We start from the raw sequence: 19,341 nt of genomic DNA, 5'->3' as shown, positions 1-19,341 counted from the left end.
TCTATGGGGTTGTTTGAAGAATGTAAATATTTGCTTCGCGCTGATTTTAGTTTGGTTGAACATTGTGATTTGGATGCTGTTATCGGTCTTTTGCATGAATTTCCATTTGAAAATGGTAATATTTTGTGGGGGGGGGTTGAGTATGTGGATTATAAAAATATAGATGAGTTGTTGAGGTTTAATGTTTTTGAAGATGGTGGTGTGTTTGTTTTGGCTGATGATTTGGATGTTCCGGTTTTTAAGACTAATATAAATTTGATTGCTGATAATATTTATGATGTTTTGGCATTGTCTCCCAAGTTGTTTATCTTTAATGCTGATGTAGTGATGCAGTCTTTGTTTCCTGGTGAGGCCATTCGGTTGTCTAAAACGAAAAAGGGGGCAGATTCTGAGGAATCCCCACAAAATATCCATGAAGATTAGGCGGATAGCTTGAAGATGCCTGCATGAGTCGGGCAGTTTGGTAGTCGCCAAACAAACCAACCCCCGAAAGAGAAAAAGGGGACATACGAGAAAAAGGGGGCCGAGAAAAAGGGGACAGATTTATTTTTCACCTGATCGGCTAAGCTGAAGTGCCCATATGTTGGTGAGCAGCTAATTCATGCGAGAGTCGGGCAGGTCTGTTGTTCAATTTATGACGCTATGCAGATGAGACGGAGTTTTGCGATGCAAGGTGGTACTGCTGGAGTTGAGCATACCCAGAATGGTGTTTTCTGGATGCGTAGTCTTGCCTTCCTGTTGTTTGCATTGCTGATTGGCGGGTGTGCCGGCAAAAGCACCGAAGTGCCGAAGCAAGCGATAAACCCGTTGCAGGGTACGAACAAACTCTTCCTTTCTCTGGCTGTGCGGATGGAGGAACGCGCAACCAATGATGCTGAGTTGGCTCGCGCGCTCAAGAGCAAGGCCGCTTCACTGGATACACTTGGCCAATCGCAGGCCGCGCTGGAGGCCATCGACCGAGCGCTGGCTCTGACGCCGGAAGTGGAGCAGCAGGAGTTGCTTTCGACCAAGGCATCGATTCTGTTCAGCCTGGATCGGGCGCCTGATGCGCTGGCGATTCTGGTTCCCATGCTCAAGCTGGAGCATCCTGCTGCGCCCAAACAGGCACCGGCCGCTGAAGATGATCTCTCCCATGAGTACATCGTGGCTGCGTTCTGCTACATGAGGCTGGAGCGCTGGCCCGATGCGGTGCGGGCTCTTTCCCTTATCCAGCCATCGGGGCCAGAGGATGATCTCGCTGCCTATGCGGCACTGACCTATGCCTATATCAAAGCCAGAGCTGCCGGGCCGGTGGCCGATGAATGGCTGGATGCGCAGATTGAGTTCTCGGCGGCCAAGCATACCGGGCATTACGGCGCCTTGATCCGCATGTGGCAGGGGCATTTCGATAGCGCCGAACTGGCCGCCAGTTTGAAAGCCCTGAAGGGCACGGCGCAGCAGGACGCTTTTGGCGAGGCTCTGTTTCACCGAATGGCTTACGTCAGGTATGTGGAGCGGGATCCGAACGCTGCCAAGGCTCTGTTCGAGAGCCTGAACGAACTGGCTCCGTACGGCAACATGGAGTGGATCTACGCGAGGCAAGTTTTGGCTGCAACGCGTTGAGATTGAAGTTCGCGTATCCGTCGCCTATGCAGCTTGCCAGTGGCTGCGCTCACGCAGTGCCGCTGTAAGAACTGTTATTGAGCCAGCCACTTCGCCCGGTCACTGACCTATGCGTGGCTTGCTGCTTGGCGCGTCTGGGCTGTATCACCCCCCACCACGACCTTATCTGGGGCGACTTGCGGCTCAACATTTATGGAAAAGGGGACAGATTCATTTTTGGTCGATAGTGTTAGCCAATAAATAAATCTGTCCCCTTTTCGCTCTTGTGGGGAAAAAGCGAATCCTAAGGCTCCAGCAGGTGGCTTTGGGCCAACTTACCGGCCGGCAGATAGTAAGCAGCTTGAGTCTATTCTTGAGTCTTATTATGGTGTTGATAAAACTGGCGAAAATAGAGTCGGTAATGGTGGTCTAGCTGATGCGGTAAGGTATGAGAAGGCTACTAAGGAGTCCTTGTCGCAGACAGCCGCAGGGCACTCTATAAAGGCCGTGGAAATGAAAAGTAGACTTGAGAAGTTCATTAGAAAGGCAGGGGGTAATCCAAGTAACTCATACAGCAAGAGGGATGTAGAGTTTGCTAAAGAGTTGGTGAGGGATCTTGATGATGCTATCGGACGTTGATTTTTTTAAAGAGTTCATTGATTGGTTGATGGGTTTGTCTATTGTTTCTTCAGAAGAAATTGATGATTTTTTGAGTTGTCTTGATGGTGTGGATGGCGTTATTGAGGATGGCTTCTATATATCTGCTTTTGAAGAGCTAGGAAGAGGGCTTGCCAAGAATAGAGATTTGCATTTTCTTGAGGGTTTTCTAAAGATTAACTCCTCTTTTCTCTCTTTGAGGTCAGATTTTTTATACTATTTTGTAGAGTCTATTGTGGATGTACGCTCGGCTTTAGGAGACGATGTGAGGAGTTTAATTTCAGCATCTCCTGAGTCATATAAGCCATTTCTCACGAAACGCTTTATAAAATTTCCTGAATAGCTGCAAAAAGTGATATTCGGGGGCAGATATTCGGGGACAGATCACGAATATCTCCCGCTCTTTAAAAGCATTATGAAAGCGCCCAGGCCGCCCGCGAGTCCGAGCAGGGGGGGCAGCCGCATGGCGGCGCTGCAAGGCGTCAAGGCAGGGCTGAGTGATTATCAAGCCATGCAGGCAGCCGCAGGCAGCCGAAATGAAGGAAAAAGGGAAGGTGGCTTTGCATGAAGGTCAGGCTGCCGTGCAGTTGGAGAATACGTTAGGCGGAACCCTAAAGAGAACAGAGCCGGTACAAGGACTGAAAAATCCAGACTTCGTATTTGTTGATGGCCCCTATGCAGGTAAAACTGTGGATTTTATGTGGACTGACAGTGCAAAGTCGGCGCAGATAAATAAATTTTTCTCGAATAATGCTGTGCAAAACCAACGTCAGTTAATTTTTCATATCGAAAAGGCTGATATTGTTCCGTTGGATTATAGAAATTTGACGCCGGCGAACCAGGCTATGGTTAATTTGTGGATTAAGGGCCTAGCACCCGAGCAGCAGAGTAAGATTATTATTTTGAGGTAGGTTATGGTGATGTTTATTTCTGTTGGTAAAGGTGATGGGGCGCTAGGGGCAGGGTTATCCATATCTGGTGGGGTGTTTGATTGTGTTGTTGAGGAGACACGGAGGAAATTTAAGGATGATGAATGCTTCTGTATGAAAGAAATTTACAGGCCGCTTGATGAGCAGGGGCAGAATTTCATAGTTTTGGACTATGTGGATGAGTGTTGCTTTAACCTATTTTATGCTCATTGTAAAAAGGCAATGGAGGAATTTTCGCTTTCAGAAAGAGCGAAGCTTGTACCTGAAAGGCATATTCCAGGGATTTTATGGAATTGGTCTGAGGTTCTAAGGGGCATGAGAGAGGATGCGCGATACAGAGCATGAGAACAGAGCAATAGGGGACAGACCCTGAGGAATCCCCACAAAATGCCCATGAAGATCAAACAGATAGCTTGAAGATACCTGCATGAGTCGGGCAGTTTGGTAGTCGCCAAACAAACCAACCCCCGAGACTCATGTAGGCAGTACGATTCTTACACAAGGCATTTTCCCAAGCACTCCCCCACGATCCACAGCAAGCGGCTGAACGCCGAAAAGGGGACGGACGGAAAAGGGGACAGATTTATTTTTCACCTGAAAGGCGTCGTATCCGTTATATGGATACTCTTGCGCCAAGCCGTGCCATCAAGTGAGATTGATTTGATTCGTGCAGCACTGCAGAGGGGCCAGCTAACCGGGAGTGCTCGTTTCGTGGGTGAAATAGAAAGAATCCTAGGGCAGCGAGTTGAATTACGAGGTCAGGGCAGGCCGAGGCGTAATTCCGGAAAATAAGTCTGTCCCCTTTTTCTTAATAAGATACGGAAAGAGAATTAATGAAAAATAGTTTGCCTAAGGAAATGCGCCGTGGCGGTTTTTTTGATGTCTCGACTGTAAAGGGGAATTTACTCGTATTGGTTGTTGTTTTGTCGTGTTGTTTTGCTATTTGGAATTTTCACTATTCATCTTTTTGGTTGGATTCATTGCTGGGATTTGGAACAATAGGGGACAGACCACGTTTATTAGTCTAGGGTTATGGAATTCCATGGAAGGAGGTCTGTATGCCACGTCGAGCGCGCATATCACTGGCAGGCGTTTCAGTTCATCTGATTCAGAGAGGGAACAATCGCTCAGCCTGTTTTTACGCTGACGAGGACTATCTTTTTTATCTGGATGTCTTGATGGAGCAAGCAAAGAAGCATGGATGTGCGATCCATGCCTGGTGTCTGATGACCAACCATGTTCATTTGTTGGCCACGCCCGAAAGCCCTGATAGTGCAGGACTCATGATGAAGGGGCTAGGGCAGCGTTACGTGCAGTATGTGAATCGGACATACCGCCGTAGCGGGACGCTGTGGGAAGGTCGTTTCCGCTCTTGCCTCATGCAGGAGGAGGCTTATGTGTTGGCTTGTTACCGTTACATTGAGATGAATCCTATCCGCGCAGGCATGGTTGAGCACCCGGCTGAATATCGCTGGTCGAGCTACCGGGCCAACGCGCAAGGTGAGTCCTCAGTGCTGCGCTGTCCACACCCTCTCTATCAGACCCTGGGTCGAGATGAGGTGCTCAGGGCTGAGGCTTATAGAGAATTGTTCCGTTATCAGCTAGATCCAGGGCTTGTTGATCAGATACGTGCCGCGACAAATGGAAACTACGCACTGGGAAGTCCGAAGTTTTCTGCCGAAGTTGAGGCAGCGTTGGGGAGGCGAGTCACAAGAGGCAAGCCAGGGCGTCCCAAGAATGCGCCGGATATTTAGTAAAACGTGGTCTGTCCCCTATTGTTCCTCGCTTACGTTTTTAGAGGCGCCCTTATGAAGGGGGGCACTGTCCGGTCATCTTGTCAGCGCCCGGTTTCCTAGCGCCCGACGCGGTGCTCGGTAAAGCGGTAGTCGGCCTGGCAGTCGGCAGTCGGATCGGCCTGGACGTTGACGTATTCGACCATGTCCGCATCGATGAAACGATAGTCGTACACTTCCGTGGTCTTCACGCCTTCGGTGGTCAGGTAGTTCTTGCCGTCCCGAGCCGTCCAGGTGCCGCGCTCGGTCTGGATCAGCCGTGTTCTCCCTTCGTCAGCGAAGAAGCTGATGGCAAAGCGGCCGTCGGCATGAAAGCTGGTATTCCAGGTGAAGAACTGGCAAGGGCCGTTCCTGTCGCGCGTACCCTGCCATTCGCCGAGCAGGCGTTGATCTAGGGGTTGGGGGGAGTGGCTGGAGCAGCCAGCGAGGATAGCGGCAAGGCTGGCGCCGAGCAGAAGTGGTTTAAGCATGGTGACATTCCTTGATCCAGAGACTTACAGGGTGCGATGCGTTGAGTTGCCGCCTGGTTTGCGGCACTGCATGGTAGCGAAAAGCTTGCATGATGGCTCACCTGCACAGCTCTGCCAGTACCTGCTGGTAGATCGCCAGATCGCTGGCCGAGAAGCAGCAGAACAGCACTTCGTCGATCCCTGGATGGCGGGGCAGTTCCTCGTGAACCCTGGTCACGGCCAGGTGGGCCGCAGCTTCGATGGGGTAGCCGTAGATGCCGGTGCTGATGCTGGGAAAGGCAATGGAGCGTGCGTTGCATTCGGCAGCCAGGCGCAATGCGTTGCGATAGCAGGCTTCGAGCAGGGCGGGTTCGCCCTCGCTGCCGCCGCGCCAGACTGGGCCGACGGTATGGATGATGAACGCGGCGGGCAAGCGATAACCGCGTGTGCGCTTGGCTTCCCCTGTTTTGCAACCGCCGAGTAGCCGACATTCGTGCAGCAGTTCGCCGCCGGCCGCGCGGTGGATGGCGCCGTCCACGCCACCGCCACCCAGCAGCGATGAATTGGCGGCATTGACGATGGCATCGACCTTCAGCGTGGTGATATCCGCTTGGATAGCCAGCATTCGAGCGCTCATTGACGAACTCCTGCTGTCGTTCAGCGGTGGTGAGCATCAGTGTGCATGTGCCGAAAGTCGGTATGCAGCTAGCAGGCGGTTGAAAAACTACCTGCGTTGCCATTGCTGCGTTAAAAGCAGCCTCGCGTGCGAGCCCAGTCAAAATGCTCATTTACAACACGTAAACTGCGCTTTTTCGACTGTTTTTGCCTTGCACTGGCTGCCTCGCCTACGTTTTTCAACGGCCTGCTAGTGCCGCGGGTTCAGCCACGCAGGCCATGGCAATGTTACACGGAGCCCCCATTGCTCCCTGGCGTTCGCGCGCTCCGATGCGCCCTGTTGTCCCCCTCACGAAAATTTGACAAGGCACCGTCCATTTCATAATTTCTGCCTCTCGCAAACGTTTGCGTATCGATAAGAACGACAATAACCACGGAGTACTCCCTCATGTCCGGTTTCCGTCCTGCCCGTCTCTGCGCTGCCATCGCCCTTGGTGCCGCTGCCCTTGTCAGTTTTTCCACCGTGCATGCAGCCGAAGGCGAGCCGCCGCGTGTGGCTCTGGTGATGAAGTCCCTGGCCAACGAGTTCTTCCGCACCATGGAGGACGGCGCCAAGGCCTATCAGAAGGAACATCCCGATCAGTTCGAGCTGGTCGCCAATGGCATCAAGGATGAAACCGACACCTCGGCGCAAATTCGCATCGTCGAGCAGATGATCGTGTCCAAGGTCGATGCCCTGGTCATTGCGCCGGCCGACTCCAAGGCCCTGGTGCCGGTGATCAAGAAGGCCAGCGACGCGGGCATCAAGGTGGTCAACATCGATAACCGCCTCGACCCCGAAGTGGTCAAGAGCAAAGGCCTGGACGTGCCGTTCGTAGGCCCGGACAACCGCAAGGGCGCGCGCCTGGTGGGTGAATACCTGGCCAAGGAAAAGCTCAAGGCCGGTGACGAGGTCGGCATCATCGAAGGCGTTTCCACCACCACCAATGCCCAGCAGCGCACTGCTGGTTTCAAGGATGCGATGGAAGCGGCTGGCATGAAGATCGTCAGCGTGCAGTCCGGTAACTGGGAGATCGACCGCGGCAACGCCGTGGCCTCGGCCATGCTCAACGAATACCCGAACCTCAAGGCGCTGCTGGCCGGTAACGACAGCATGGCCCTCGGCGCGGTGTCCGCCGTGCGTGCGGCGGGCAAGAAGGGCCAGGTGCAGGTGGTGGGTTACGACAACATCAACGCCATCAAACCGATGCTTGAGGACGGCCGCGTGCTAGCCACAGCCGACCAGTTCGCCGCGCGCCAGGCGGTGTTCGGCATTCAGGCAGCACTCAAGCTGGTCAAGGGTGAGCCCACCGGCGCGAAAGACGGCGTGATCGAAACTCCGGTCGAACTCGTGACCAAACCGTGACCCACGCGGTAGTGGCCGGCGAGACCGTTCTCGCCGCCCGCAATATCGGCAAGACCTACGCTCAGCCCGTGCTGGGCGGGGTCGAGCTGGAGCTGCGCGCCGGTGAAGTGCTGGCGCTGACCGGCGAGAACGGCGCCGGCAAAAGTACCCTTTCCAAGATTTTCTGCGGGCTGGAGCAGCCGACCACCGGCTCTTTGAGCTTTCTCGGCCAGCCCTACGCGCCGGCCAGCCGCCGCGAGGCCGAGCGCCTCGGCGTGCGCATGGTGCTGCAGGAACTCAACCTGCTGCCCACCCTGACCGTGGCCGAGAACCTGTTTCTTGACAACCTGCCCAGCCGCGCTGGCTGGATTGCCCGTGGTCGCCTGCGCGAGATGGCGCGCGAGGCCATGGCCCGGGTCGGCCTGGAGGCCATCGACCCGGACACACCGGTGTCGGCGCTGGGCGTCGGCCATCAGCAGATGGTGGAGATCGCCCGCAACCTGATCGGTGACTGCCGCGTGCTGGTGCTCGATGAGCCCACGGCCATGCTCACCGCCCGCGAGGTGGATCTGCTGTTCGAGCAGATCCAGCGCCTGCGTGCCGCCGGTGTGGCCATCGTCTACATCTCCCATCGCCTGGAAGAGCTGGCCAAGGTGGCGCAGCGCGTGGCCGTGCTGCGCGATGGGCAACTGGTGGCGGTGGAGGCCATCGACCGCTACAGCAGCGACGAGCTGGTCACCCTGATGGTGGGCCGTGAGGTCGGCGACGTCATCGACCTGGGTGAGCGGCAGATCGGCGCGCCACTGTTGCAGGTGAGCCAGCTCAGCCGGCGCGGCAAGGTGGACGAGGTGTCGTTCAGCGTGCGGGCAGGGGAGATCTACGGCATTTCCGGGCTGATTGGCGCCGGTCGTACTGAACTGCTGCGTCTGATCTACGGCGCCGACCGTGCCGACAGCGGCCAGGTGGCCATCGGTAACCCTCCTGTGCCGGTGCAGGTGCGTTCGCCCGCCGAAGCGGTGCGCAACGGCATCGCCCTGATCACCGAAGACCGCAAGGGCGAAGGTCTGCTTCTCGGCCAGCCGATTGCCGCCAACCTGGCGCTGGGCAACATGCCGGCGGTTTCCCGGCACGGCGTGCTGCGCCCGGCGGCGGAGCAGGCGCTGGCGCAGCGGCAGATCGATGCCATGCGCATCCGTTGCAATGGTGGCCAGCAAGCCGTGGTCGAGCTGTCCGGTGGCAACCAGCAGAAGGTGGTGATTGGCCGCTGGCTGGAGCGCGACTGCCAGGTGTTGCTGTTCGACGAGCCGACCCGTGGTATCGACGTTGGCGCCAAGTTCGAGATCTACGGCCTGCTTGGCGAGCTGGCGCGCCAGGGCAAGGCACTGGTGGTGGTGTCCAGCGATCTGCGTGAGCTGATGCTGATTTGCGACCGTATCGGCGTGATGTCGGCCGGTCGCCTGATTGAAACCTTCGACCGCGATGACTGGAGCCAGGATCGTCTGCTGGCTGCCGCATTTGCCGGCTATCGCAGCCGCGAGGCCTTGCTCGGCGAGGCCGTTCCCCCGTTACAGGAGCTTTCCCGATGACCACTTCGTCCGCCACTGCCAGCAAGCGCAGTGGTACTCACCAGGGGCTGGGCACTTATTTGGGCCTGGCTGGCGCGTTGCTGGCGATGATCGTGCTGTTCTCGACCCTGAGCAGCCACTTTCTCTCTTACGCCACCTTCACCACCCTGGCCAACCAGATTCCCGACCTGATGGTGCTGGCGGTGGGTATGACCCTGGTGCTGATCATCGGCGGCATCGACCTGTCGGTGGGCTCGGTGCTGGCCCTGGCGGCAGCCGTGGTCAGCGTCGCCACCCTTGGCCTCGGCTGGGGCATCCTGCCCGCCGCGCTGCTGGGCATGGCCTGCGCGGCATTGGCCGGCAGCGTGACCGGCATCATTACCGTGGCCTGGGGCATTCCCTCGTTCATCGTCTCCCTCGGCGTACTGGAGATGGCGCGCGGTGTGGCCTATCAGCTCACCGACTCGCGCACCGCCTATATCGGCGATGCCTATGCCTGGTTGTCGACGCCATTTGCGGCGGGTATCTCGCCGTCGTTCGTGATCGCCTTGCTGGTGATCGCGGCCGCCCACCTGCTGCTGACGCGCACCGTGTTCGGCCGTTACCTGGTGGCCATCGGCACCAACGAAGAGGCCGTACGCCTGGCCGGCATCAACCCCAAACCCTACAAGATTTCCGTATTCGCCCTGATGGGCCTGCTCGCCGGCCTGGCTGCGCTGTTTCAGATTTCCCGTCTGGAAGCGGCTGACCCGAACGCCGGTTCTGGCCTGGAATTGCAAGTGATCGCCGCCGTGGTGATCGGCGGCACCAGCCTGATGGGCGGCCGTGGCTCGGTGATCAGCACCTTCTTCGGCGTGCTGATCATTTCCGTGCTGGCCGCCGGCCTGGCGCAGATCGGCGCCAGCGAGCCGACCAAGCGCATCATCACCGGGGCAGTGATCGTGGTGGCGGTGATCCTCGACACCTATCGCAGCTACCGCGCCAAGCGTCGGGCCTGAGCGCGCATGGCCACCATCAAGGACGTCGCCGCACTGGCCGGTATTTCCTTCACCACGGTGTCCCACGTGGTCAACGGCACCCGCCCGGTGAGCGATCAGGTGCGGCGCAAGGTGGAGGCGGCCATCGCCGAACTGGGCTACGTGCCCAGCGGCGTGGCGCGCTCGCTGCGCGTGCGCGCCACCGGCACCATCGGTCTGCTGGTGCCCAACGCCAGCAACCCCTATTTCGCCGAGCTGGCGCGGGGCATCGAAGACCACGCCGAGCGCAACGGTTACAGCGTGATCCTGTGCAACTCCGACGATGACGGCGACAAGCAACTGCGTTACCTGCGGGTGCTGCTGGAGCGACGTATCGACGGGCTGATCGTCGCCACCGTGGCCAGCGACCCGGCCTTCGTCCAGGCGCTGGCGGCGGTAAAGGTGCCGCTGATGCTGGTCGACCGTTCCCTGGACGGGGTGCAGGCCGATCGCGTGCAGGTCGACCATGAACTCGGCGGTTATCTGGCGACCCGGCATCTGCTGGAACTGGGGCACCGGCGTATCGCCTGCATCGGCGGGCCCGCCAGTACCCAGGTGGTGCAGTTGCGCGCGGCCGGTTACCGACGCGCCCTGAACGAGGCGGACATCGAGGCGTTGCCGGTGGTGGACTGCGCCTTCACCAGCCCGGGTGGGCACGCCGCTGCGCAGGCGCTGCTGAACAGCGCCGATGCACCCACGGCGATCTTCGCCGGCAACGACATGATCGCCCTCGGCGTGCTGCGCGCCGCTGCCGAACGTGGGGTGAGGGTGCCGCAGCAGCTCTCGCTGGTGGGCTTCGACGATATCGAGGTCAGCCGTTACCTGCATCCGGCGCTGACCACCGTTGGCCAGCGCATCGGCCAACTTGGCGAGCAGGCCGCCGAGCGGTTGCTGGCGCGGGTGCGCGAGCCTGGGCTGCCGGCCGAACAGCATGTGGTCGAACCGACCCTGATCGTCCGCGAGTCCAGCGCTGAACATTATTCCAGTGGGCGCAAGGCGCCCTGAGGCAGAGGCAGATGCAAGGCAAAGTGCTGGTGGTCGGCAGCTTGAACATGGACCTGATCGTGCGGGCGCCACGCCTGCCGCGTGGCGGCGAGACCCTGGCCGGGCACGATTTCTCCACCGCCGCTGGCGGCAAGGGGGCCAACCAGGCCGTGGCCGCCGCGCGGCTTGGCGCGCAGGTGGCGATGATCGGTTGCGTCGGGGCTGACGCCTACGGGCAGCAACTGCGCAGCGGGCTGATCGAAGAGGGTATCGATTGCGCGGGTGTCGAAACGGTTGATGGCGTGCCCACGGGTATCGCCTCGATTCTGGTGGATGATGCCGGGCAGAACGCCATCGTCATCGTCGCCGGTGGCAATGGCGCGCTGACGCCTGCGCATCTGGAGGCCCAGCAGCACTTGCTGGCCGCAGCGCAGGTATTGATCGTGCAACTGGAGGTGCCAGATGCTTGCGTCGAGGCCGCCATGCGCATGGGCCGCGAGGCCGGCTGTACGGTCATCCTCAACCCGGCGCCCGTGGCCGGGCCGTTGCCGGCGCACTGGTACGCCATGGCCGATTACCTGATCCCCAATGAAAGCGAGGCCGCCGCCCTGACCGGCATGCCGGTGGATTCGCCGCAGTCGGCGCAGCTTGCCGCGCATAGCCTGTTGCAGGCCGGCGCTTGCCGCGTGCTGATCACCCTTGGCGCGCAGGGCGTGCTTTATGCCGATGCCGAGCAACATAGGCATTTCAGCGTGACGCCGGTGCAGGCCGTGGACACCACGGCAGCCGGCGACACCTTCGTCGGCGGTTTCGCCGCTGCCCTGGCGGCCGGCCAACCGCTGTCGGCGGCCATCGCTCTGGGCCAGCAAGCCGCAGCTCTGGCGGTGACCCGGCCAGGTGCCCAGCCTTCGATCCCTTATCGTCACGAGTTGCCCGCATGAAGAAGACCCCGCTGCTCAACGCCGAACTCTCCGCCGCCATCGCCCGTCTCGGCCATGGCGATGTCATCGTCATCGGCGACGCCGGTATGCCGGTGCCGCCTGGCACGCCCTGCATCGACCTGGCGCTGACCGCCGGCGTGCCGGATTTCGTCACCACCCTGAAGGTGCTGCTCAGCGAAATGCAGGTGCAGGGCCATCTGCTGGCCCACGAGACACTGGAGGTGGCGCCACCGGCGCTGGCGGAGATCGAGGCGTTGACGGCAGGTGGCGAGCTGGGCGCGCGGCAACTACTCAGCCACGACGAACTCAAGGCGGCCTGCCGCACGGCGCGCGTGCAGATCCGCACGGGTGAGTGCCAGCCCTACAGCAATATCGCCCTGATCGCTGGCGTGACTTTCTGAAGCCTTTGGGGGATTGAGCGGGGCAGCGGCCCGAAGCCTGTGTTTACAGGGTTTCTTCTGCGATGAAATCCGTGGGTACATGGTTGGTCAGCCACACCCCGTTCTCCGCCTGATAGAAGCAGAAACCCTGCGCATGCATGCGTTGCGCCGCAACCTTCAGCACCACAGGTTTTCCATAACGCTGGCCGACCGCAACGGCGGTGGGGATGTCTTGCGACAGGTGGACATGGTGGCGCGAGCCCGGGATCAGGCCCTGTTGTCGAGTCGATTGGAGAAAACGGGTTGCCGTGCCGTGGTAGAGAAACTCCGGTGGCGTCCTTTCGACATGTTGCAGGCTCACGCTGCTGGTTGAGTGGCCCTGGACTGCACGGATGCGCAGGCCATCGGCGGAAATGCTGAAGCGCTTCTTGTCGCTGCTGTCGACCACCGCCTGGATCAGGGCCTTGTCCAGGGCTCGCCCAGCCTTGGCTGCCCCGCTTATCAGCGATTCGAGATCGGCCCAACCTTCGCTGTCGAGTCGCAGACCGATGGCTTGTGGCTCATGCCTGAGCACGTAGCTGAGAAACTTGCTGGTTTCGTTGAGTCGTTTGCTATCCATACGCTTTGTCATCTCCAGGGTGAGACGGGGCTGCTCGTCAGGCCATCAATCGCCGCTTACCCGCTCGCTGGACGCCGGCGCAGGTGCGACCTCGCAGCCCTTGAGCACCAGGCGGATGATGGTCTGCGCGGCGGCTTCGTAATCGGCATCGTCGAGCTTGGCCTTGCCGGTGACCACGGAAATCTGCCAGTCGAAATCGGCGTAGGTCTGGGTAGCCGCCCAGATGCTGAACAGCAGGTGGTGCGGATCCACACTGGCCATCAGGCCCTGGTCGATCCAGCGCTGGATGCAGGCGATGTTGTGGCTGGCCTGGGCGTTGAGCTGTTCGGTCTGCTGAGGCGACAGGTGCGGTGCGCCATGCATGATCTCGCTGGCGAATACCTTGGAGGCATGCGGCAGTTCGCGGGAAATGCGGATCTTCGAGCGGATGTAGGCGGTGAGCACTTCGCCAGGCTGGCCCGGCTGGTTGAACGGGGCCGAGGCGGCGAGCAGGGGCTCGACGATGCTTTCCAGCACCTCGCGGTAGAGGTTTTCCTTGGACTTGAAGTAGTAGTAGACGTTGGGCTTGGGCAGCCCGGCCTTGGCGGCGATGTCGCTGGTCTTGGCGGCGGCGAAGCCCTTGTCGGCGAATTCCTCGCTGGCGGCGCGCAGGATCAGCTCTTTGTTACGCTCGCGAATGCTGGTCATAAACCCTTGATTTCCCTGGCCACCGAAGGGCACCTCTAAAAACTACCTGCGTTGCCATCGCGGCGTTAAAAACAGGCTCGTGCGCGAGTCCGATCAGAATGCTCATTTACAACACGTAAACCCGAATGCGGGCCCAGTGCTTTCTTCGCCTGTTTTTGCCTTGCGCTGACTGCCTCGGCTCGGGCTTCCTGCTTCGCTCTACCTCCTGCATCCATGCAGTCGTCGCCTACGTTTTTAGAGGCGCCCCGAAGGGTGGTCGGGCATGGTAGCACTGGCCTTTGCGCCGCCTCAAGGCGAGGGGGCGTGCGGCAGCTTAGGCCGCATTCGGTCAACCGCCGCAGAGGCTTTGCGTTTTCCTCGAGATGCCGTTTCGGCTATGGCCGAGTGCCGTTGCCGGCTCGCCACGATGGGGCGATAGCCTCTAAACTCTGTGCTTTCTACCTCGCATTCTCTGGAGTCCGGCTTTGTCCAGCACCCAGCTCGTCGACCCCTTCGGTCGTCGCATCACCTATCTGCGTCTGTCGGTGACCGACCGTTGCGATTTTCGCTGCACCTACTGCATGAGCGAGGACATGGTCTTCGCCCCGCGCGCGCAGATCCTCACCCTGGAGGAGCTGTACACGGTGGCCGACGCCTTCATCGGCCTGGGGGTGAAGCGCATCCGCATCACCGGGGGCGAGCCGCTGGTGCGCAAGAACCTGCTCAGCCTGCTGCAACGCCTGGGGCAACGCGAGGAGCTGGAAGACCTGGCCATCACCAGCAATGGTTCGCAGCTCAGCGAGTTGGCGCCGCAGTTGCGTGCGGCCGGGGTCAAGCGCCTGAACATCAGCCTGGATTCGCTGCAACGCGAGCGCTTCGCCGCCTTCACTCGGCGTGACCGCCTGCCACAGGTGCTGGCGGGCATCGAGGCGGCGCGTGCGGCAGGCTTCGCGCGGATCAAGCTCAACTGCGTGGTGCAGCTTGGGCGCAACGACGACGAAGTGCAGGACATGGTCGAGTTCGCCATGGCCCGTGGCCTGGATATCAGCTTCATCGAGGAGATGCCGCTGGGCAGCGTGGTCAGCCATAGCCGCGAGCAGACCTTCTGCAGCAGCGACGAGGTGCGCCAGCGTATCGAACAGCGCCATGCCCTGGTGCGCAGCAGCGCCAGCACCGGCGGGCCGTCGCGCTATTGGCAGGTGGCGGGCAGCGATACGCGCATCGGTTTCATCTCGCCGCACAGCCACAACTTCTGTGGCGACTGCAATCGCGTGCGGGTCACCGCCGAAGGCAAGCTGGTGCTCTGCCTGGGGCATGACGATGCGCTGGATCTCAAGCGCCTGCTGCGCAGCCATCCGGGCGACAGCGAGCGCCTGCGTCAGGCCTTGATCGATGCCTTGCGCCTCAAGCCGCAGCAGCACCACTTCGCCAGCGACGAGCAGGTGCAGGTGGTGCGCTTCATGAGCGTCACCGGCGGCTAAGGGGCACCTCTAAAAACTACCTACGTTGCCATCGCGGCGTTAAAAACAGGCTCGTGCGCGAGTCCGATCTAGGCGCCCCCATCAGAATGCTCATTTACAACACGTAAACCCGAATGCGGGCCCAGTGCTTTCTTCGCCTGTTTTTGCGGGGCCGCCATCGGTATTGCGCTGCCTGCCTCGGCTCGGGCTTCCTGCTTCGCTCTACCTCCTGCATCCATGCAGTCGTCGCCTAAGTTTTTAGAGGTGCCCTGAGGCGCCGGGTCGCCAGACCCGGCGCAGGCCTGCTTCAGCTACGGAAGCGAGCGCAGGCGGGCAGGTACTGCATCATCAGGTAGTAGCTCAGCCCGGCGGGCAGCAGGCTGGCGTACCAGGACACCGCCGGCAGGCTCAGGGCGACGCCGGCGCCGAGTAGCGAGGCGGCGATGGCCGCGTAGTTCACCCCGCGGTAGGGGCCGTTCTCGTCGTACAGCTTGGCGATGTCCAGTTGCCGGCGGCGCAGGATGAAGTAATCCACCACCATCACCGCGAAGATCGGGCCGAGAAACGCCGAGTAGGTCTGCACGAAGATCTGCAGGCCCGCCGAGGACTCATCCTTGACCAGCTCCCAGGGGAAGGTGGCGAAGGCGAGCAGGCCGACGATGACGGTGGCGCTGCGAAACGGCAGCTTGAACACGTCCATCAGGATGTAGGTGGGTGGCACCACGTTGTTCAGCACGTTGGTGGTCACCTGGGCGAAGGCGATGAACAGCAGGGTGATGATCAGCAGGGGCGTGTTGTCCACCGCGTTGGCGAACACCTGGATCGGGTCGTTGACCCCGGTGGCGCCGGACACCATCAGGCCGATCAGGCCCATGAACAGGGTGCAGGGCAGGATCGACATGGCGTAGAGGGTGGTCAGTAGGCCCGGGCCGCTGCCTTTCTTCAGCTCGCGGGAATAGTCGCTGACGTTGAGCATCATGGTGCTGTAGATGCCCAGAAAGAGCATGGTGGCACCCCAGAAGGGCAGGCCCCAGGTGCCCTCGATGTTCACCAGATTGACCATGATCTCGTCGCCATAGCGGTTGATCACGCTGTAGAACATGTACACCAGGGAGAACAGGATGAACACGCTACCGACATTCTCCAGCCACTTGATGCCCTGGAAGCCGAAGATCGACAGGCCGATCTGCAGGAACTGGAAGACGATGAAGTAGAACACCAGATTGTCGAAGCCGAACATGGAGGCCGACACGGTGTTGATCGCTGCGGCGCCGATCCAGCTCTGGAAGCCGTACCAGACGATGGCCGGCACCGCCCGTACCAGGCCGGGAAAGCGCGTACCGGCAAAGCCGAAGGCGCTGCGCGCCTGCACCATGAAGGGGATGCCGTACTTGTAGCCGGCGGCGCCGTTGATGGCCAGGGCGATGCCGATGATGAAGCAGCCGATGGCGATGGCCAGGGTCGCCTGCAGCAGGTTGAGGGTGCCGACGATGCTCGAGCCCATGGCGAAGGTGCCGATGGACACACAGCCGCCGAACCAGGCCAGCAGGTAGGACATCCGGCCCATGATGCGGGTCTGCTGTGGTGCCAGGGACTCCGCGCCAGCAGCCTTGCTGGCGATTGGTTGCTCAGGGCAATCGAGTGCTTGCGAGACGACGTTTTCACTGTTCATTGCAGGAGCCTCTCAGGAGGGATCAGAACCGTTTTTTCTTGTAGTTGTCTTGTCGTGCCCTATCTCGGCAGGGGCCATGCGCCTGCGGCTCGATGAGCCGAGGCGCGTGTCTGTCATCAACTGCCCGAGAGGTACTCGAACTGCCCGCTGAAGGCCTTCGGCCGTGGGAAGTCCAGGTCGCCATGCTTGCTGGTGCCCAGGCCCAGGCTGACCAGCGATTCGGCCAGCTTCACCGCCGCCGTCACGCCCTCGACCACCGGCAGGCCGACGGCGTCGCTGATCTGTGCGGTCAGGTCGGCCATGCCGCCGCAACCGAGGACGATGGCGCCGATGTTGTCTTCGGCCTTGGCCCGCAGGCATTCATCGATGATCCGCTGCAGCGCGCTGTCACCGTCATCTTCCAGATCCAGCACCGGAATCTCGGCGGCGCGCACGCGTCGGCAGTGATGGGCAAAGCCGTAGTTCTGCAGCAGGTGCTCGGCGATGATGCCGGTACGGCCCAGGGTGGTGACGATGGAGAAGCGCGTGCTGATCAGGGTGGCCATGTGGAAGGCCGCCTCGGCAATGCCGATCACCGGGGCACGGGTCAGCTCGCGCGCGGCGAGCAGGCCGGGGTCGCCGAAACAGGCGAGGATGTACGCGTCGGTACCCTCGCGCTCGCCGATGCGCACCTCCTCGAGCACACCGACGGCACTGATGGCCTCATCGAAATGGCTTTCTATCGAGACCGGCCCGCTGACCGGGTTGCTCGCCACGATCTGCGTGCCCGGTGCGGCGATACGGCTGGCCGCCTCGCCGATCTTCTCGGTCATGCTGGCGGTGGTGTTGGGGTTGATGACGCGAATCTTCATGAGGGCTCTCGTTTCGGTGAGTGGGCGTGCGGCGCCGGTTTCAGACCGGGGCGTCGGCGTTTTTCAGGGCGCGTGCCTGGCCGTGCATCAGGCCGTAGTGCAGCAGGGCTCCGAGCAGGGCGCCGAGCAGCCAGGCATAGCCCGAGAGCTGCGCCAGTGCCGGCAGCCAGACGGTGGAGACGGAGAACAGCGAGGCGGCGGCGAAGGCGATCAGCGCCTTGCGGTTCCAGCCGCCATCGAAGTGGTAGGCGCTGTCGGCATCGGCGCTGAATAGCTGTTGCAGGTCGAGCTTGCGCCGACGCACCAGGTAGTAGTCGGCGACGATGATGCCGTACAGCGGCGCCAGCACCGCGCCCAGGGTGTCGACGAAGGCGGCGATGCCGACATTGCTGATGAAGGCTACCCACAGCGCGCCGATGAAGAAGGCGATGGCGGCGGTGATGAAGCCGCCGGTGCGCGCGCTGATGTGGGCCGGTGCCAGGTTGGCCAGGTCGTAGGCTGGCGGGATGAAGTTGGCCACCAGGTTGATGCCCACGGTGGCGGCGAAGAAGGTCAGCGCGGCGATGATGGTCAGGGTCAGGTTGTCCACCCGCGCGACGATGTCGGTGGGGTTGGTCAGCGTCTCGCCGAACACCACCACGGTGCCGGCGGTGATCACCAGGGCGATCAGCGAGAAGAACGCCAGGCTCACCGGCAGGCCGAGGAAGTTGCCCAGGGTCATCTGTTTCTCGCTTCTGACGAAGCGGGCGAAGTCACCGTAGTTGATCACCACTGCGGCGAAGTAGGCGACCATGGTGCCGACCACGGCGAAGAACGCCGCCACCGGACCCGCCTTGTACTCACCGGTACCGGCGAAGATGTTGCCCAGTTCACTGAGCAGGCTCGGCCCGGCCTTGTACCAGATCAGCAGCATCAGCGCGATCATGACCACGTACACCAGCGGCCCGGCCCAGTTGAGGAAGCGGGTGATCCAGCTCATGCCGCAGACGAACAAGCCAACCTGGAACAGGCAGACGATCACGTAGGACAGCCAGCCGATGGCGGTCAGGCCCAGGTACATGGCCGGTGCTTCGGGTTGCAGCAGCGAGTTGAGCAGCAGCGCCACGGCGGTGGAGGCGAAATAGGTCTGCACGCCATACCAGAAGATGGCGACGATGCCACGGATCAGCGCGGGGAAGTTGGCGCCGCGCACGCCCATGCTGGCGCGGGCGAACACCGGGAAGGGAATGCCGTACTTGACGCTGGGCTTGCCGGTGAGTTGCACCAGGCCCATGACGATGAAGCCGGCGAGCACGATGCCGGCCAGCACCGCCCAGCCATTGAGCCCGTAGGAGATGAACAGGGTGGCGGCCAGGGTGTAGCCGAACAGGCTCTGAATGTCGTTGGACCAGACGTTGAAGATCTCGAACCAGCCCCAGGTGCGTTTCTCCGGGGCGAGCGGGGCGAGATCCTCATTGTGCAGCGTCGGGTCGATGTGCTGGATGCGGAACTCTTCGGCGGTGGACATGGCAGCTCCCTGATTATTGTTGTGCCCAAGGGCGTTTAGGCCACCTCAAAAAACTACCTGCGTTGCCATCGCTGCGTTAAAAACAGGCTCAGAATGCTCATTTACAACACGTAAACTGCGCTTCTTCGCCTGTTTTTGCCTTGCGCTGCCTGCCTCGCCTACGTTTTTAGAGGTGCCCTTAGGAGGTTTGTCTGCAGTTTCCGTTCCGTTTTGTCGCTTCCGGCTGAAAAGGTTGCTGTATACAGGCGGTCGACTAACTGAAAGGATTTTTA

At 60.4% G+C, this 19,341-nt stretch carries 20 protein-coding genes; 13 read left to right on the top strand and 7 right to left on the bottom strand.

The features are described 5' to 3' along the window. Positions 1 to 3 precede the first annotated feature (3 nt). The 6 genes from OU800_RS15535 (at position 4) to OU800_RS15505 (ending at position 4,921) form a co-directional block, all read left to right on the top strand. The gene (locus OU800_RS15535) at positions 4 to 423 is read left to right on the top strand and encodes a CDI toxin immunity protein (protein ID WP_268178208.1); all 420 of its coding nucleotides are present in this window, start codon (positions 4 to 6) and stop codon (positions 421 to 423) included. A 243-nt stretch (positions 424 to 666) separates the two neighbouring features. After that, positions 667 to 1,602 (top strand): hypothetical protein, encoded by a 936-nt coding sequence (locus tag OU800_RS15530; protein WP_268178207.1) that lies wholly within the window; start codon positions 667 to 669, stop codon positions 1,600 to 1,602. Between the two features lie 598 nt (positions 1,603 to 2,200). Continuing rightward, positions 2,201 to 2,581, top strand: coding sequence for a hypothetical protein (locus OU800_RS15525; protein WP_268178206.1), 381 nt, complete (start codon positions 2,201 to 2,203; stop codon positions 2,579 to 2,581). 154 nt (positions 2,582 to 2,735) lie between these two features. After that, a complete protein-coding gene (locus OU800_RS15520; protein WP_268178205.1) occupies positions 2,736 to 3,149 on the top strand; it encodes a hypothetical protein in 414 nt (137 codons plus the stop codon). 9 nt (positions 3,150 to 3,158) lie between these two features. Continuing rightward, entirely contained in the window at positions 3,159 to 3,512 is a 354-nt protein-coding gene (locus OU800_RS15515; protein WP_268178204.1) for a hypothetical protein, read from the top strand. Between the two features lie 713 nt (positions 3,513 to 4,225). After that, positions 4,226 to 4,921, top strand: a complete 696-nt coding sequence (locus OU800_RS15505) for a transposase (protein ID WP_268178203.1) — start codon at positions 4,226 to 4,228, stop codon at positions 4,919 to 4,921. Between the two features lie 98 nt (positions 4,922 to 5,019). Here the strand turns inward: OU800_RS15505 and OU800_RS15500 are convergent, their stop codons facing one another. After that, complete coding sequence (locus OU800_RS15500) at positions 5,020 to 5,430, bottom strand: hypothetical protein (RefSeq protein ID WP_268178202.1); 411 nt, start codon at positions 5,428 to 5,430, stop codon at positions 5,020 to 5,022. Between the two features lie 97 nt (positions 5,431 to 5,527). Then, positions 5,528 to 6,046, bottom strand: a complete 519-nt coding sequence (locus tag OU800_RS15495) for an O-acetyl-ADP-ribose deacetylase (protein WP_268178201.1) — start codon at positions 6,044 to 6,046, stop codon at positions 5,528 to 5,530. A 426-nt stretch (positions 6,047 to 6,472) separates the two neighbouring features. On the opposite strand from OU800_RS15495, the gene OU800_RS15490 reads away from it, so the two are divergent. The 6 genes from OU800_RS15490 to rbsD are packed head-to-tail and all read left to right on the top strand — an operon-like array spanning position 6,473 to position 12,315. Continuing rightward, on the top strand, positions 6,473 to 7,429 hold the full coding sequence (locus OU800_RS15490; RefSeq protein WP_268178200.1) for a sugar ABC transporter substrate-binding protein: 957 nt from the start codon (positions 6,473 to 6,475) through the stop codon (positions 7,427 to 7,429). Positions 7,430 to 7,440: 11 nt separating this feature from the next. Continuing rightward, complete coding sequence (locus OU800_RS15485) at positions 7,441 to 8,994, top strand: sugar ABC transporter ATP-binding protein (protein ID WP_268184342.1); 1,554 nt, start codon at positions 7,441 to 7,443, stop codon at positions 8,992 to 8,994. Continuing rightward, positions 8,991 to 9,971, top strand: a complete 981-nt coding sequence (locus OU800_RS15480; protein ID WP_268178199.1) for an ABC transporter permease — start codon at positions 8,991 to 8,993, stop codon at positions 9,969 to 9,971. Before OU800_RS15485 ends, OU800_RS15480 begins: the two co-directional genes overlap by 4 nt. Positions 9,972 to 9,977: 6 nt before the next feature. Continuing rightward, the gene (locus OU800_RS15475; RefSeq protein ID WP_268178198.1) at positions 9,978 to 10,994 is read left to right on the top strand and encodes a LacI family DNA-binding transcriptional regulator; all 1,017 of its coding nucleotides are present in this window, start codon (positions 9,978 to 9,980) and stop codon (positions 10,992 to 10,994) included. Between the two features lie 11 nt (positions 10,995 to 11,005). Next, positions 11,006 to 11,914 carry a ribokinase gene (gene rbsK, locus OU800_RS15470; protein WP_268178196.1) on the top strand — a complete coding sequence of 303 codons (909 nt, stop codon included), beginning with the start codon at positions 11,006 to 11,008 and terminating at the stop codon, positions 11,912 to 11,914. Next, a complete protein-coding gene (rbsD, locus tag OU800_RS15465; protein WP_268178195.1) occupies positions 11,911 to 12,315 on the top strand; it encodes a D-ribose pyranase in 405 nt (134 codons plus the stop codon). The genes rbsK and rbsD overlap by 4 nt, the downstream gene beginning before the upstream one ends. Before the next feature lie 43 nt (positions 12,316 to 12,358). On the opposite strand, the gene OU800_RS15460 is transcribed toward rbsD, so the two are convergent. Both OU800_RS15460 and OU800_RS15455 read right to left on the bottom strand, forming a co-directional pair. Next, the gene (locus OU800_RS15460; RefSeq protein WP_268178194.1) at positions 12,359 to 12,913 is read right to left on the bottom strand and encodes an RNA 2'-phosphotransferase; all 555 of its coding nucleotides are present in this window, start codon (positions 12,911 to 12,913) and stop codon (positions 12,359 to 12,361) included. A gap of 45 nt (positions 12,914 to 12,958) precedes the next feature. Beyond that, on the bottom strand, positions 12,959 to 13,600 hold the full coding sequence (locus tag OU800_RS15455) for a TetR/AcrR family transcriptional regulator (protein WP_268178193.1): 642 nt from the start codon (positions 13,598 to 13,600) through the stop codon (positions 12,959 to 12,961). Positions 13,601 to 14,064: 464 nt separating this feature from the next. On the opposite strand from OU800_RS15455, the gene moaA reads away from it, so the two are divergent. Then, the gene (moaA, locus tag OU800_RS15450; RefSeq protein WP_268178192.1) at positions 14,065 to 15,060 is read left to right on the top strand and encodes a GTP 3',8-cyclase MoaA; all 996 of its coding nucleotides are present in this window, start codon (positions 14,065 to 14,067) and stop codon (positions 15,058 to 15,060) included. 286 nt (positions 15,061 to 15,346) lie between these two features. Here moaA and OU800_RS15445 read toward each other — a convergent pair whose 3' ends face one another. The 3 genes from OU800_RS15445 to OU800_RS15435 form a co-directional block, all read right to left on the bottom strand. Beyond that, positions 15,347 to 16,711 (bottom strand): NCS1 family transporter, encoded by a 1,365-nt coding sequence (locus tag OU800_RS15445; RefSeq protein WP_268178191.1) that lies wholly within the window; start codon positions 16,709 to 16,711, stop codon positions 15,347 to 15,349. Between the two features lie 116 nt (positions 16,712 to 16,827). Continuing rightward, positions 16,828 to 17,562 carry an aspartate/glutamate racemase family protein gene (locus OU800_RS15440; protein ID WP_268178190.1) on the bottom strand — a complete coding sequence of 245 codons (735 nt, stop codon included), beginning with the start codon at positions 17,560 to 17,562 and terminating at the stop codon, positions 16,828 to 16,830. A 40-nt stretch (positions 17,563 to 17,602) separates the two neighbouring features. Beyond that, on the bottom strand, positions 17,603 to 19,069 hold the full coding sequence (locus tag OU800_RS15435; protein ID WP_268178189.1) for an NCS1 family nucleobase:cation symporter-1: 1,467 nt from the start codon (positions 19,067 to 19,069) through the stop codon (positions 17,603 to 17,605). Positions 19,070 to 19,341: the final 272 nt, after the last annotated feature.

It is taken from the genome of Pseudomonas sp. GOM7, assembly GCF_026723825.1.
Taxonomy (GTDB): domain Bacteria; phylum Pseudomonadota; class Gammaproteobacteria; order Pseudomonadales; family Pseudomonadaceae; genus Aquipseudomonas.
Note: the sequence above shows the minus strand (reverse complement) of the source record. Positions and strands in the feature narration are given on the sequence as shown.